The organism is candidate division WOR-3 bacterium (assembly GCA_029858255.1).
Classification (GTDB): Bacteria; Hydrothermota; Tepidihabitantia; order SM23-42; family SM23-42; genus SM23-42.
Genome location: JAOUFJ010000001.1, coordinates 99149 through 114367 on the forward strand (window position 1 = coordinate 99149; position 15219 = coordinate 114367).

A 15219-nucleotide genomic window follows, 5' to 3' on the forward strand; every position below is an offset into this window, starting at 1 on the left:
GCAGTCATCTCGCTTCGCTCCTGAAGACACGCTGCGCTGAAGAAACGAACGAACAGATAGGTTACGTTCGACGGTAACGAAACCCGATCATAAGAACGCAAACACGAAATCCGAAACCCTAAATTCGAATACCAAAATACAAATGACCAAAACAGCCATATTTCACTCCAACGTCCTTTTTGTCAAATTCGCAATACGCAATTCGAAATGTTTTTAGCGGTATTAACGAACCAAACGAATTACGATAATAACGTCTTGTAGTAATTTCGCAATACGCAATTTCTTTTCAGCGATATTAACGAGATTAACGAAAGTAACGAACCTAACGACAGTGGCTAACCAGTCAGTGGCGTCTCGAAGTAGATCGAGTTAGAACAATTTCAGAACATAGGACAAAGTTATGAATAGGTATTGGTTGACATCCGTCACGGCACCTTCATCATGTGCCGTTTCGAACACGTATTGAGCAGATATTATGATGGTGGGCGTTATTCTGTATTGAAGACCAGCATATACCCTGTTCAACCTGAAGCCGCTGGGCCAAAAACCAATCGGGTTTGGCGGTGCCTGTCCGTCTTCGATCGTTCCAAAAAAGGGTTCGTCCGCGAGGATCACAGTTGTCCGTTCGTCTATTTCATGGGCGATCTGGAGTAGCTGTCGGATGACGAGCGAATATCCACTGCGCATTTCCGGTGTTTGGTAAACACTGGCGTAGACTGTGTTATGGAATATTGTTCGGCTCGTGAGTGTCGTTCTGCCAAGCCGATAACTCAGGATCGGGAGGATTTCGATATTATGGGAATAGAAATATGTGCCTTCAGAAGGAAATCCCATGTAGTAGTACCAGACGGGTAACTTGAAAGTGAATGCGCCGGATGTCTTTGTGAAGACAGGACCGATGAAAAATTCATAGAAGTACACACCTTTGGCCGGCAGCATGTTCGGGTCGTCGCTTCGGGCAAATTCGTAGCGAAAGCCCGGCATTGTGACAATTGCCCATTTCGGGCTGATCAATGATGTTACGTTGAAATACGACCAGAACCTGCCGGTCGCTGATGCGCTGCCTAAATTGGGTAGAAGCAGCAATATCACGCACAGAATCAGGGCAGCACATGCAAAATTGACCGGGTTTTCCCGTTTACCGGGTGGATATCGTGGCACGCGGGACTTATAGCTTATAACCGATTTTTCTAAGGAAATCATAACGTTCCTTGCGTGCTTTTTCATCTTCAATGCCCTTTGGAGTGTAGCCGTCGATTACGCCGATGACACCTCTGCCTTGGTTACCCTCGACGATGATAATCTCGATCGGGTTTGCGGTTGCACAGAAGATATTGACCACCTCGGGGCATGCTTTGATCGAGCCGAGGACATTGATGGGAAATGCGTTTTTTATGAATACGATGAAAAAATGACCTGCGCCCACCTCGAGGGCATACTTTTGTGCCATCTGGACGAGATCGGGATCATTGCCTTCAAAGCGCACAAGGCAAGCGCTCGAAGCTTCGCAGAATGCGATTCCGAACGCAATCTGTGCCGAAGAGTTGATCAGCGCTTCGTAGAGATCTTCGGCGGTCTTTATGAAATGTGCATGTCCGCAGATCAAATTAATGCCTTCGGGGATCTCAATCCCTATTTTTTTTATCTCCATAAAACCTCCTTGGATATGACTGACAGTCGGATCCAGGTCAGTAACCCAATTCTTTCAGGAATTTCTTGTTCTTCCTCCATTTCTCTTTGACTTTAACCCACAGCTCGAGATATACGGTCCGCCCCAGGAAGCTTTCAATCTCACGCCGCGCTTTTTCTCCTACTTTCTTCAGAGCGTTACCTTTTTTGCCGATCAAAATCGCTTTCTGTGAGTTACGTTCAACGTAGATGACTGCCCGGATATAATCTTTACCTTTCTCGCGTTCCTTAAAATCATCGATGAGCACGCAACTCGCATACGGTATCTCTTTTTTGAAGGTCTCGAAGATCTTCTCACGGATGAGGTCGGCGACGAAGAATCGTTCCGGTGCGTCAGAAATATCTTCTTCTGGGTAGAAAAACTCGGCTTCCGGTAGGGCTGCAAATATTAATTCTTTCAGGTGTTCAATACCGTCGCCATTCAGTGCCGATACGGGTATTATGTCTTTGATCTTCCTTGATTTGAAGCTTTCTATTAGCGGCAACAACGTATTCTTTGATACAAGATCGATTTTGTTGATCGCAACGATCAACGGGATATTTTCAGCGAGACCGGTGAATTGCCAGTATGAGCGTTCATTCTTGAACCATGGGTCGATCATCAATATCAAAACATCGGCGTCGGCTATCGCACTCTTTATCTGTCCGACCATATTTTGCTGCAATTCATATTCGGGTTTTATTATGCCGGGCGTGTCAATAAAACATGCCTGGTTTTCGTTCTCGGTTAGGATTCCAAGGATACGGTTTCTGGTCGTCTGCGGCTTGGATGTTACGGCCGAGATCTTTGTCCCTAACAATCGGTTGAGCAATGTTGACTTGCCTACATTAGGTTTGCCTATTATGGTTACATAGCCGGCTTTCATCGATTTCCCTGTTGGAATGTTTCATAATAAAAATACGCCAGGAGGGTTAGATTGGCCCATCCTGGCGTAGGACTAAATATTCCCAGTATGCTACCTGGTTCTCTTGGTTTTCTTTCTCGTCCGTCTCGGCTTCTTTGCAGCCGGTTTCTTCGGTTCTTCTTTCTTTTCCTCTGGTTTCTTCTCTTCTTCGAATGGTTCTTCTTTGATTTCAAGAAGATTCTTGTCATCCTTCTTCTTGACGAGCACTGTGAATATCACCGTGTTGCCCGCCCAGAAGATAGCCATGGCGAGAGATTTAACAAAGAGAACAATGAAGTAATAGACTACGCCAAGTATAAAAGAGGTGATGGCTCCAGCCCAACTCTCGTATGCTGGTAAATATTCGGGTGGGTATAAGAGATTCGTCATACCGATGGATTCAAGGTAACCGGCGAAGAAACTATGCCACGACTCTGGTAGTACTGGAGGAATAGTGATTTTGACGTAGTGGGCGGCATTGGTCAGCAAGTTGTCAAGTTTATCGGCAGGCACGATTAAACCAATGACATCCTGGCCGAGGAAGATCGCCTTGGCCGAGAACAATCCGAGTAATCCTACGCCGATCATTACCACGAGTATTAGTAGAAATTCGTAGACAACGAATCTCCATGGCTGGTCGTTGACAACTGAGAAAGATTCGAAAAGCGTGTCGAAAGTGTCGTTTCCTGTTTCGCCGACTATAGACGGTCCTATTATCAGAGATACGACTGTCACGATCATCAAATAGATGATGAAAAGACAGACTGCGAATGCGAGTATTGACATGACAGCGAAGAACAACTGTCCGAAGTATGGAACCCAAGTTATGAGGGCGAGGATGATACCCATGAGGATCAGGGCAACCATGAATAGCACTAAAACTATTGGTGCAAGAATTGCAGACTTGCCGCTCTTCAAAGCGAATTTGATCGCTTCTTTTATTTCGAAGAACTCGTCGCCCTTGAGTTGTTCATAGGTGACTTTCGATATTGCGACACCGGCCAGCAGAGCAATGATGAGATACCAGAGAAATGCGATTATCCAGAAGACCCATGAAAACCATGGGAGCCCGGTTGGATACATGGGCATGAGTCGGTACACTTCCCATATTTCACCGATTTCAATACCGCCGACAACAAAGGCGAGATAGGAGAATATGCCATATCCGACATGAGCAATCAGAAGACCCAAGAAAGCGATCCATATCTTCTTCGCACTGAAACCAAGTCTCCCGGCTCTGAAAACATCTTTGTAATTAAAATGTAAATTAGTCACCTCACCTCCTTGATTCGTTCGTATTATAATCACCACTAAAACCTTGTCAATACCTTTGGCTTTGGACCGCGCTGGTGATTACTTTATTGTAAAACATGTAATTGCGCGGGACTCTGAGGAAGCAGGAATAATATTATGGTTGACATTTTTTGTGATTTTAGTATAATTTCGAAAGAGGTAATTATGAATATTGGTTGGCAGGAAATTCTACTAATATTACTCATTGCCCTGTTGCTGTTCGGTGCGAAAAAAATCCCTGATCTCGCGCGTGGGTTGGGCAAGGGTATTAGAGAATTCAAAAAAGGCCTGAGCGAAATCGACAAACCATTAGAACCAGGAAAGGACGAGGAAACAAAAAGCGCGAAGGAGGATTAGTCTTCCTTCGGTGTTCCCCATAGATAAAGGCATGGTGGAGAGGTGTCCGAGCGGCCTAAGGAGCACGACTGGAAATCGTGTATCCGCCGAGAGGTGGATCGCGGGTTCAAATCCCGCCCTCTCCGGACTAAGATGGTAAGAAACAAGAACACAAAGTGAGAAAGGAGAAACATGTACTATAATGGCACGAGGATCTTTCTGGTTTCTTTCTTTGTTTCGCTACTCACTTCAGTTGTCGTCTGCGCAGTCTTCTTTTTTGTGCTTCCTTTTGCGGGAAGAGGTGCAGATAAGGTAGTCCCCGATGTGATTGGTTCAAATCAGGAACAAGCGCGGGTCATAGCGGAATCACGTGATTTGTTGCTTGTTGTCGGTGGACAAGAGGAAAACGAAGAAGTACCTCCTAATCTGATCTGCCGGCAGACACCACTGCCTGGGTCGGTAGTCAAAAACAGGTCGACCATTACCGTGTTTTTGTCGAAAGGATCGAGCCAAATAGTCCTACCGGACTTACGCGGTGAGGGTTTGAGCGAAGCTACGGTACGGCTGACAGAACTGGGATTGAATATCGGGGAAGTGAAGAGTGAGGAGAATGCTGAGATTCAGAAAGATAGAATAATCTCAACAATACCGGCTGCAGGTACTAAGGTCAGAAGAGGTGAAAAGATCGCCGTTATACTCAGTCGAGGTGTGCAGACCGCGGAAGTGCCGAGGTGTATTGGGAAATCCTTTTCGTCTGCCAAGAGAATAATCGAAAGCAGCGGTTTTGTAGTAGGTAATGTCAGATACGAGGTCAGTACAGAATTCAATGTGGGCATAGTGATGAGCCAGAACCCGGCAGCGGGAAGGCAGGCAAGCAAGGGGTCGGCTGTCGACCTGGTTGTAGCTACGGTTCTCGAATGAGAAGAGCAGTAATCTACTCTGCTATCATCCTTGCTTTTTTCATAGTCGGTATACTCCTTGCGAATTTTCTGATTATGCCGCTTTTGGTCGGGAGAGGCGAAGAAGTTGTTGTTCCCAACGTCTGTAATCTTCCCTTGGACGGTGCTATCGATGAGCTAAAGAGCGCTGGACTGGAAGGTGTGGTTGTCGAGCGGAGATTTGACCGCATTATTGAAGAAGGAAATACTATCATTCAGGAACCGCTTCCCGATGCACGTGTGAAGAAAGGGCGGATAATAAATCTTACGGTCAGCCTGGGGGCTGAGACCATAAGTGTGCCCTACCTATCGGGAGTCAATTATGAACAGGGCGTTTCGATCATCAGGAAGATCGGTCTAGTTGTCGCGAAAGTGGATTCCGTTTTTTCAGATTCGATGGAGATCGGCAAGATCATCGAGACGATTCCGGAAGCTGATGCAGAAGTGAAGAAGGGTGATGGTATCAGAGTAGTTCTCAGCAAGGGATTGATAAAGAGAATGCCAAACATCGTTGGTCAACAATTGAGCCGCGCGCAGGTGATCCTGGAAAGAATTGGACTTGTCATCGGTAAGATAGAAGAAGTCCAGGGGAGTGGCGGCAAAGGTACGATTATCGTTCAGAGCCCCGAGCCTGAGCGTATTGTAGAAAGCGGGGACACGGTAACACTCATAGTGATCAAGTGAAAGTTGCGCCTTCAATAATCGCCGCAAAGTTCACTGATTTCCAGAACGAAATAAGAAGCGTACAAGAGGCTGGTGCTGATCTGTTGCATCTGGATGTTATGGATGGTGTGTTTGTACCCAACATTACTTTCGGTCCGATGGTAGTTGAGGCAATAAATGAACTAACTCAGCTTGAGCTGGATGCACATCTGATGATAACGAAGCCGGAAAATTATCTGAAACAGTTCATCGATGCCGGTCTGGACTGGATATCCTTTCACTGTGAAGCCACAGATAAAACCAAGCACTGCATTGAATACATTGGGGGGCGGAAGGTGAAAGCGGGACTTGCTATAAACCCGGGGACGAAATTCGAGGCAGTCAGGGGTTATGTGGAGATGCTCGACTATCTGCTGATCATGACCGTAAACCCTGGTTTCTATGGTCAGAAATTCATGCCAGATGTGTTGCCTAAGATCAAAGAGGCAAAAAAATGGATCACTAAACACAAATTCCATTGTCTTGTCGAAGTGGACGGCGGTATTAATGATGTGAACGCGACGCAGGTCTGCAGTGCAGGTGCAGATATAGTTGTTGCCGGTGCAGGGATTTTTAAAGCCCCCGATTATGCAAAGGCCATTGAGGTATTAAGATGTTCGAAGGGTTAATAGATCGCTTCCAGATCGTTAAGCGTAAGATCCTCGGTTACGGCAGGATCACCAGCCAGGAACTCGATGGCGTTTTCAAGGAGATCAGAATTGCGCTGCTTGAAGCGGATGTGAATTACCGGGTGGTAAAAGATTTCATCGCCGGGCTTGGAGAGAAGACAAAAGGGCTCGAGTTGTCCAAGAGCTTGAAGCCGGGCGACCTTGTCATTAAGGCAGTATACGAAGAATTGGTGGAGTTCCTGGGTAAGACAACAAGACACATTGAGTTTGAAAAGGATGGGTTTACCGTTATAAGCCTGATCGGTTTGCAGGGTGTGGGCAAAACCACCACCGCTGCGAAGCTGGCGGCAAAGTACCGTAACCGGAATCCATTGCTCGTCCCCGCCGATACGAAAAGGCCGGCCGCGGTTCAGCAACTGAAGCTTCTTGCCCAGCGAGCTAATGCACCGATGATCCCTCTTGAGAAAGATAGTGCTGTCGCAACCGTCAAAAGGGCAAAGGAACTTGCAGGGGAGAAGGGATACGGTGTTATCATAATTGATACGGCCGGAAGATTACATATTGACGAACCGCTCATTGAAGAGATACGGGACATCCATCGAGCGCTCAAACCGCATCTTCGGTTATTGGTTGCCGATGGTATGAGCGGGCAGGATGCGGTCAATCAGGCTAGCATGTTCAATGAAAAACTCGGGTTGGATGGCGCAATATTAACGAAAATGGATGGCGACGCCCGTGGCGGCGCGGCGCTATCTATTATGCGCGTGGCAGATGTTCCAATTTTCTTTGTCGGCACCAGCGAGAAACTGGACGGACTCGAGGATTTCCATCCCGATCGCATGGCGCAGCGCATTTTGGGCATGGGTGATGTGATGAGTCTGGTCGAGAAAGTGAAGACAGTAGAGGCAGAAATAGATCAGGAGAAGATAAAGAAGAAGGTGATGACAGGGGAACTGAATCTGGAAGACTTTCTCGAGCAACTCGGTGCGGTCAAAAAACTTGGGCCTCTTTCAAAGATCGCTGCGATGATGCCTGGCGTAAAGGAGAGCGATATTGATGAGGCGCAGTTCAAGCGAATGGAGGCAATGATCAATTCCATGACCCGCCGGGAGCGGCTTCATCCAGAAGTCATCGATGGTTCACGCAAGCGAAGGATCGCCGCGGGCAGCGGTACGACCGTTGCGGATGTGAACAAAATGCTGAAGGAATTCTTCCTTGCCCGTGATATGCTCAAGAAGTTCGGCAAGGGCATGCCCATGAAGATGCCTTTTAAGATATAAAGAAAAAGGGGAGCGTGTGCTCCCCTTTTTTTGTTTGGACTCATAGATCTATTGACCGATCATGTATGGCAGTAGCCATCCGTTGAAATCATAAGGTCCTTCTTCAGTGAAGATCGTTGAATGGGATATTAGGTCGAAGATAGCAAAGCGCGGGATCGCGACGAGTTGGGCATTCCATGTCCCCTGATACACGCCGCCACCCATGTTGGTGAAAGGCAGGCGCACATAGAATGGCCAGGCCAATATGAAAGTATGGAGAAATGCGTGTCCGTCTTCAACATTAGTGTAGAGGGTCAGAGTAACCTGTTCACCGGACTGAAATGTTATGAGTTCATCAAGAGCGAAGTAAGTGTTCAGGGGATCAGTAATCAGAACGTCAACTGCCTCGGTCATAGTGGTGACGCGCAGGCTGTCGATCGCTACCGTACTGACGGTATTCGACTGCCCAAAAGCCAGGGAGATCTTGTCGAGTTCCCAGCCCCGGTTTTCGTCGGATTCTTCACCGGTGCGCATAAAGACCGCACGCACTTGCGCCGTCTCTGATAGATTCTTGTCCCAGAGTACCCAAGGCATGGTATCGATTTTCGCGAGAGAGTAGAAGTGCCCGAAGTTCCCACGGCTGTACGATACCCATGCCGAATCTCCGGTGATCTGGATCTCGATGATCGGATCATCGTGGGTTTGCGCGCCGCGCCACCAGATGACCAGGGTGTCCCGATCACCACCAGAGGTTGAATCCACTTCGCTGTTCGGATTGAACCATATCGTATCTTCCTCAATCAGATTCATTATCGCATCTTCATCCGTTTCTTTTGAGCACTGGCTGATGACAACTGCCATGACCAGAACCATCGCAACAAACAATTTTCGCTTCATTGTGCCTCCTTTCGAAACTTAAGTCTATTGTATACATCTATTCTGTTTTGTCAAGCACAAACTTGAGACGCTATATGCGTTATTCCCGTTACTTTCGTTAATTTCGTTAGTATCGTTAATCCCGTTAATATTGCGTACTTGCGGAGATTACCGCGTCCTGCTACGCAGGACTCGCAATGAAAGCTGGACGTGGAGATTGCTGCATCCGCCTGCGGCTTCCTCGCAATGACGGATTGCGTGGAGCGGCAGGGCTGGATTCCCCGCTCCATTTCTTCAGCGTAGCGTGTCTTCAATCCCTACTGCGGATGTGTCTTCAGTATTGTACGTGGGACGACTATCCCGAACGCTTCAGCTTGCCTTTTTTCTTTGCGTAGTACTCTGCACGGCTAAAGACCAACATGCCAACCGGAATGAGTAACAATCCAGTTACCAGAAGAAGCAGGATAACCGGCAACAGTTCGCCGAATCCGGCGCCGTCCAATAGTGCGGCCCGCATTGATCGAAGTGTGTAGGTGGCTGGTGAAAGATAGCTCAATGGACGAATCCAGACCGGCAACACGTCAATCTCGTAATAAACACCGGAGATGAGAAGCAGCCCGGCTTCCATGATATGAGTCGCATAAGCGCCTTTTTCAGTAGAGAGCAGGGGTAGCACTGCAGCAATAAGCCCCAGACCAACAAACGACAATCCGGAGACAATCAGGACAACAAGCAAGCCCGGCAGGTTTGCACCCTTGATCGAAATACCGAAGAACAATACGATGATTATCAGTATGAGGCTGCTGCGAATTACGCCGTATACAACCGCCCAGAGACAGTTGCCGATCAAATGTGTAAAGCGGCTGATCGGTGCCATAAAAGTATACTCTATCGTACCTTCCCAGCGCTCCCAGGCGATCGACTCGGATATTTCGTGGAACAGAATGGAAAGAAATCCCCAGACCATTGCGCCTACCACAAGATACATGACCATTTCTTTTCCGATGCGTGCGCCAATCAGTCCGATCGCAAGAGCATTCACGACGTTATAGGACAGGAATACGGCTTCCCAACCGATGTAACGCCGCACCAGCGCAAAATTGCGCTCCACAAAAGCGATCGATCCATATGTATGAGTTCTAATATTCATCCTCTATCTCCTTCCATTCACGCCCGGTAAGGTCAAGAAAGACATCCTCGAGAGCCGGTTTCCCGTAATTGTTCCTTAATTGCAGTGGGCTGCCCAGGGTGACAAAACGGCCATCAATGATAATCGCAACACGGTCGCACAGCACCTCGGCCTCTCGCATATCGTGGGTAGTAAGAATGATCGTCAAATCATTTCCGCTGCCAGTCATTGACTCACGAACATAGTTCTGTACATCCAGTTTGGAGCGCGGGTCGAGGCCGGTTGTCGGTTCGTCCAGAAGCAATAACATTGGCGCCGTGAAGAATGCCCGTGCGATCGCTACCTTCTGCTGCATACCGCGCGACAGATCTTCAAGTGGCTCGTGTAGCCGTTTCTCGGCAAACCCGAGCCTGCCCAGGATGTCAAGTGACCGCTCTTTTGCATCCTTTTTTCCTAATCCATACAGGCGTGCAGCGTAACGTAGATTCTCCCAGGCTGAAATGCCCTTGAAGAAAGCCGCATCGACACTTACTCTGTTGATGAGTCGACGGACTGCACCGTATTCGCGCACGACGTCATGGCCGAATATGTGAGCACTTCCAGCGTCCGGGATCAGCAGTGTAGAAAGAATGCGGATGAGCGTGCTCTTACCCGAACCATTTGGTCCGACAATACCGAACACTTCTCTTCTCTTGACCGCGAAACTTATGCGGTTGACTGCCGAGATCTTACGCCCGTTCTTGCCAAAGGTTTTAACCAAACCCTCACACTTTACAGCTTCCATATACCTCCTTCCTCACTTCGTGAAAAAAAAACGCCGTGGGGGAAGCCCACGGCGTTCGAAAAAAATATATCGACAACTCAGGTGGACTTCACCCCCTGATAAAAAGCAGTAGCGAGAGATTGGGTACAGATACCCGTCTCGCTTCCGCAATTTGCCGTCCAATTTCTCATAGTCTTCATTATAACGAAAAAATGTTGATTGTCAAGATATGACATGCTTGAAGACGCCGACAGAAAAGCGGTATAGGACCTGCAGTCGGTTTGAGCGCTCCGCGCGGTGGGGCGCTGAAGACACTCATCTGAGAATCGGTGAATCGGAGAAACGGAGAAGGGCAGAAGTTGAGAAGATAAGATACTAAGAACGTGAGAAAAGGAACGGCAATAGCGGGAATAACGGGGATAACGAGAATAACGAACCGAACGAAAACAACGGTATTAGCGGGACTAACGGTATTAACGAAATTAGCGATAATAACGACACTGACGATAATAACGTCTTGTATTAATTTCGCATTTCGCAATTCGAATTTCGAAATTTCTTTTCAGCACCACTAACGATATTAGCGAGAATAACGAACCAAACGACATTAACGGGATTAACGAAGTTAGCGATAATAACGAGCTAAACGAAACGAACGGTTTCGTGGTTGACAACGGATACCGCTCCATGTATCATTGCATGATCATTCAACGGAGGTGAAAGATGGGACCGTTCAACACACCCTGGCTGACTTTCATTGCATGGATTGTAGCATTTGGATGCGTATTGTTCAGTATTATCTGGGCGATCTGGATCTTCAAACCTGGAGACGAAGATGAGTGAGCCCCTGGTATACACATTGATACTCCTTGCATATCTTGCGGTACTCGTGCTGGTTGGTTTTATCACCGGCCGCAGGACGAAAAGCGTGGAGGATTTCTACATTGGTGGGCGTCAGATTGGCCCGTGGGTGACCGCACTCTCTTTTGTCGCTGCGTACTTCAGTTCGGTTGTGATCATCGGCGGCGGTGGTTTCGGATACATGTTCGGCATGTCGACACTCTGGATCGGTGCGATCAATGTTCTGTTGGGTTGTACCGTAGCCTGGATCGTGCTCGGCCCCAGAATAAGAATATTTACTCAGCGTCTGAAAACAATGACTATTCCCGGTTTTATCGGCGAACGTTTCCAGTCGGATTTTGCATGTATCTTCTCGGCCATCATCATCGTTCTTTTCATGATCATTTACAATGTAAGCATACTCAAAGGCATGGGGCATATCTTTGAAGTGCTCATGAACATCCCTTATGTCTACGGTGTTCTGATATCGTGTATCATCATCTTGTTCTATGTGTCTATCGGCGGCTATCTTGCTGTCGTCTGGACGAGTTTCATTCAGGCCTGGGTCATGGGTATCGGGTTGATCGTGCTTACCGTGTTTGCAGTACAAAGGGTAGGTGGGATTGCCGCGGCAAACAGCGCCCTGGCCTCAATTGATCCCGGTCTGTTACAAACCCCTGGTGTCTGGGGCTGGCCCGGGCTGCTTTCATTTGCTTTGATCGTGAGTTTCGGAGTATGGGGCATGCCGCAGCTCGTTGTACGGTTCTATTCGATAAAAAATTTGAAAGTATTAAAGATCGGTACGGTTGTAGCTACTGTCGGTACATGCATGGCGCTACTTCCGTATTTCAATGGAGCTATTGCCCGTACTTTATTCCCATCGCTCTCGAACCCGGACCTTGCGATTCCCACCCTGGTCAAGACGATTCTTTCTCCCTTCGGTGCAGCGATCGTTCTTGCGGGTGTCGTTGCTGCCGGGATGTCGACTTTTTCGTCGGTATTGATCATTCTTTCGAGCTCGATGGTTCAAGACCTTATCAAGAAAGGCATAAGAAAGGACGTCGCCAAGGAGACGAGTCTTTTCTGGGGTAAAATAGGCAGCGTCGTTATTGGATTCGTTTCATTGGTCATTGCGTTGAGGCCACCGGCACTCGTTTTAACGCTGACCGCTTTTGCCTGGGCAGTGATCGCCTCGACAACCCTCTGGCCGATCCTTTTCGGGATATATTGGAGAGGAGCGACTAAATGTGGCTGTGTTGCCTCTATGGTCGGCGGTTGTGTGACCGCTCTTTTCTGGATGATCGCCGGCAACCCTTTTGGCGTTCATGGTTTTATTCCTGGAATCATCGTTGGATTTCTGCTGATGGTTCTGGTCAGCCATGCCACGCCCAAACTCTCTGCAGAACACATCAGCCGGATCTGGGGATGACGACCACCGAGAAGATAGGAAATTCAGAAGATACGAGGTTGAGACTTTTGGCAACTTCTTTGTTCTCGACTACGCTCGAACAATAACGCGCCTATATTCTTCGAGCGAGCGCAGCGAGTCGAGAAGCATCTTACGGCACGAAACCCAACCCGTATTTCAACAACGTACCGCTTTTCGAAACCGAAAAACGTAATACGAATGCGATGTCACGCAAGAGTGCGAGTTGCCCGAATACGAAGAACGAAATATGATTACGAATGCGTTCGAAATGGCCCGGTCATCGCTCAGAAATATATAAGATATTTTGCCTTGATCGCGCCGATCTGGTATGACGGCTGCAAATTGCCAAATTCATCCTGCACGCGGTGGTCGTTCAGGGCTATGTATATCCATGATTTGGGCATAAAATTCCAGGAGAAAAGAACACCGATACGGTTCCAGAGATATTCCAGTTCACCCAAATCCGAACCCGGTGTCTGGGTGACGATCTCGTCAAAGATACGCAGGTTCATGTCCGCATTGAACGCAATGTCAATGTTTGGCCTGAAAATAGGCCAGATCGCTTCTACCTGATTGTCAGGATCCCATTCGATCCACAAATACGATGTAAGGCCCAGTCGAACCTGCGGGATTAGTGAGTAGTTATACGTTAATCTGTTTTCACCTTGATAGCCGAGATAGCCACGTGAGTAGTTCCACCCGTATGAATAGTTGAAATCAAAGTCTATGTTCTGGTTAAATAGTCGTCCCCAGAACGACGAGTTAAATTCGCGTGAGAAATAACTTATCACCGTATCCATAGGCGCTTCATAATGCCGTCCGGCGTTAACGCCAATATCAAATCCCCAATCTCTGCGGAACTGCAAATTGCACTCGACGATACCGGCCAATGACCAATCTGAAACGCCCGGTTCCTGAGTTGCCACGATGCCCGGGACGATGAAGAAATTGCTGATCGCTCCTCTCTGGTATTGTTTATAAGGGCCGGTCATCAACATTAGCCGTTTCTCACCGACCCATGGTACGAATCCAATATGGCTGACGTCAAAAGAATCCTGGACCACTCGCGCCGAGGTAAAAACAATGAAGTTTTTGACAAAACCAAAATACCCGGCATCAAATGCCCATCCGGATTTGTCGCGCAGCGAATCTTTTCTACTGCTCACCGCACCTTGAACTACTAATTGATTCGCTCCCTTGAGATAAGCGCCATCGAGGCCGAACGCGTAATTGTGATCGTCCTTGTCCGCGGCCATGCCGCTGAACAATGCGCCGATGTGTGAATTCTCGAGAACCGCGTGTTTTGCTCTCATTACTGCAAACCAGCGATTTGGTTCGTCGATATTGTGAAGCACCGTATCCAGATACGAATCTGTGTAGGCACCCAGCATTCCGAGGTTCCAGTCCCGGGATTTGCTGGTGACTTTGAGCCCGCCCAGGATCGGCACGGCATCGTCATTCACGGATTTGCCGATCCTCCGGGAATAGAATATCTCAAGCGGATCGAAGAATCCCATGTCTCCAAAATCCGCCATTCTGAATATTTCCTGTCCTTCCAGAAAGAAAGGTCGTCTTTCATCCAGATAGATCGGGTACCGTGATAGGTTGAGGGAGAATGGATCTGATTCGATTTGCGCGAAGTCGGGAAGGACTGTGGCGTTGATAGTTGCCTGTGGCGTGACGTCCCATTTGAGGTTAAGACTAACGCTCGGTTTTTTGTGGGTCGCTACTGAATCACCTTCATAGTATTGCCGATCGATCCTTAAGTACGCCTCCGGATATAGCTCGAAATAATATCCAACTGCCTGGGGATCTATGCTCTTCAGGGTACCGTATTTTGAAACCTTAACATCTTCTTTCTGGAGATGTTCATTCCAGGCGCTAATCTCACGGTTCTGTGCCATATAACGGGCAAACTCAATGCCCCACTCGTCAAGGCCTTTCTTGTACCGTATGGACTTGAACGGTATTTTGACCTCAACTTCCCATCGGTCATCGTATAGTTTCAGCGCCTTGTACCAGACGCCTTCCCATGAGTCATCAAAGGTACGCCCGTCATCGAGCACCCAACCATCATGGTAAATCTCACTTGCAAAGAGTTGAAAATAGTAGGCGGCGTTCTTGCTGCCGAACGTATCGATGCCGATCCTTATGTCATCTTCATCCGCGGTCAAACAGGCGATAGGTTTTATGCTGTCCGCATAGCATCGAAATGCAATATACAGGTTATCCTTATCCTGCAATACATATACGACCGTTCTTTCAGTCGGTGCGGTTTTCTCATAGGGCATAAATTGCACAAAGTCGTAAGCCGAATCAGCTGCCATCCATGTTTCTTCAATGAATCCGTCGATCTGGGGTGCAATCTCTGTATAGCGCACCTCAACCGATTTTCTTTCCGCGAAGATAAGAAAGAACATTAGCACATAGTGCATGAAACCTCCCTGAAACT

14 protein-coding genes and 1 tRNA gene are annotated in these 15219 nt (G+C 47.9%); 7 read left to right on the forward strand and 8 right to left on the reverse strand.

Going from position 1 to position 15219, the window contains the following annotated elements; translation table 11 throughout:
• Positions 1–369: 369 nt before the first annotated feature.
• The 4 genes from OEV79_00530 to OEV79_00545 all read right to left on the reverse strand — a co-directional run bounded on the left by OEV79_00530 (position 370) and on the right by OEV79_00545 (position 3848).
• The gene (locus tag OEV79_00530; protein ID MDH4209925.1) at positions 370–1161 is read right to left on the reverse strand and encodes a DUF2490 domain-containing protein; all 792 of its coding nucleotides are present in this window, start codon (positions 1159–1161) and stop codon (positions 370–372) included.
• A gap of 7 nt (positions 1162–1168) precedes the next feature.
• Complete coding sequence (locus OEV79_00535) at positions 1169–1651, reverse strand: adenosine-specific kinase (GenBank protein MDH4209926.1); 483 nt, start codon at positions 1649–1651, stop codon at positions 1169–1171.
• Positions 1652–1688: 37 nt separating this feature from the next.
• The gene (gene era / locus OEV79_00540; protein MDH4209927.1) at positions 1689–2555 is read right to left on the reverse strand and encodes a GTPase Era; all 867 of its coding nucleotides are present in this window, start codon (positions 2553–2555) and stop codon (positions 1689–1691) included.
• 90 nt (positions 2556–2645) lie between these two features.
• On the reverse strand, positions 2646–3848 hold the full coding sequence (locus tag OEV79_00545) for a hypothetical protein (protein ID MDH4209928.1): 1203 nt from the start codon (positions 3846–3848) through the stop codon (positions 2646–2648).
• 183 nt (positions 3849–4031) lie between these two features.
• Here OEV79_00545 and OEV79_00550 point away from each other — a divergent pair, with 183 nt between their 5' ends.
• The 6 genes from OEV79_00550 (at position 4032) to ffh (ending at position 7751) form a co-directional block, all read left to right on the forward strand.
• Positions 4032–4223: a twin-arginine translocase TatA/TatE family subunit gene (locus tag OEV79_00550; GenBank protein ID MDH4209929.1), complete on the forward strand. Its 192-nt coding sequence runs from the start codon at positions 4032–4034 to the stop codon at positions 4221–4223.
• Between the two features lie 36 nt (positions 4224–4259).
• A tRNA-Ser gene (locus OEV79_00555) sits at positions 4260–4348 on the forward strand.
• Between the two features lie 46 nt (positions 4349–4394).
• Complete coding sequence (locus OEV79_00560; protein ID MDH4209930.1) at positions 4395–5123, forward strand: PASTA domain-containing protein; 729 nt, start codon at positions 4395–4397, stop codon at positions 5121–5123.
• Positions 5120–5824 (forward strand): PASTA domain-containing protein, encoded by a 705-nt coding sequence (locus OEV79_00565; GenBank protein ID MDH4209931.1) that lies wholly within the window; start codon positions 5120–5122, stop codon positions 5822–5824. The genes OEV79_00560 and OEV79_00565 overlap by 4 nt, the downstream gene beginning before the upstream one ends.
• A complete protein-coding gene (gene rpe, locus OEV79_00570) occupies positions 5821–6471 on the forward strand; it encodes a ribulose-phosphate 3-epimerase (GenBank protein MDH4209932.1) in 651 nt (216 codons plus the stop codon). Before OEV79_00565 ends, rpe begins: the two co-directional genes overlap by 4 nt.
• On the forward strand, positions 6456–7751 hold the full coding sequence (gene ffh / locus OEV79_00575) for a signal recognition particle protein (protein MDH4209933.1): 1296 nt from the start codon (positions 6456–6458) through the stop codon (positions 7749–7751). Before rpe ends, ffh begins: the two co-directional genes overlap by 16 nt.
• A gap of 48 nt (positions 7752–7799) precedes the next feature.
• On the opposite strand, the gene OEV79_00580 is transcribed toward ffh, so the two are convergent.
• From OEV79_00580 to OEV79_00590, 3 genes are all read right to left on the reverse strand, one after another.
• On the reverse strand, positions 7800–8627 hold the full coding sequence (locus OEV79_00580) for a hypothetical protein (protein ID MDH4209934.1): 828 nt from the start codon (positions 8625–8627) through the stop codon (positions 7800–7802).
• 334 nt (positions 8628–8961) lie between these two features.
• The gene (locus tag OEV79_00585) at positions 8962–9756 is read right to left on the reverse strand and encodes an ABC transporter permease (protein MDH4209935.1); all 795 of its coding nucleotides are present in this window, start codon (positions 9754–9756) and stop codon (positions 8962–8964) included.
• The gene (locus OEV79_00590) at positions 9746–10519 is read right to left on the reverse strand and encodes an ABC transporter ATP-binding protein (GenBank protein MDH4209936.1); all 774 of its coding nucleotides are present in this window, start codon (positions 10517–10519) and stop codon (positions 9746–9748) included. The genes OEV79_00585 and OEV79_00590 overlap by 11 nt, the downstream gene beginning before the upstream one ends.
• 814 nt (positions 10520–11333) lie before the next feature.
• Here OEV79_00590 and OEV79_00595 point away from each other — a divergent pair.
• A complete protein-coding gene (locus OEV79_00595) occupies positions 11334–12767 on the forward strand; it encodes a sodium/proline symporter (GenBank protein MDH4209937.1) in 1434 nt (477 codons plus the stop codon).
• 284 nt (positions 12768–13051) lie between these two features.
• Here OEV79_00595 and OEV79_00600 read toward each other — a convergent pair whose 3' ends face one another.
• Entirely contained in the window at positions 13052–15202 is a 2151-nt protein-coding gene (locus tag OEV79_00600; GenBank protein MDH4209938.1) for a carbohydrate binding family 9 domain-containing protein, read from the reverse strand.
• Positions 15203–15219 lie beyond the last annotated feature (17 nt).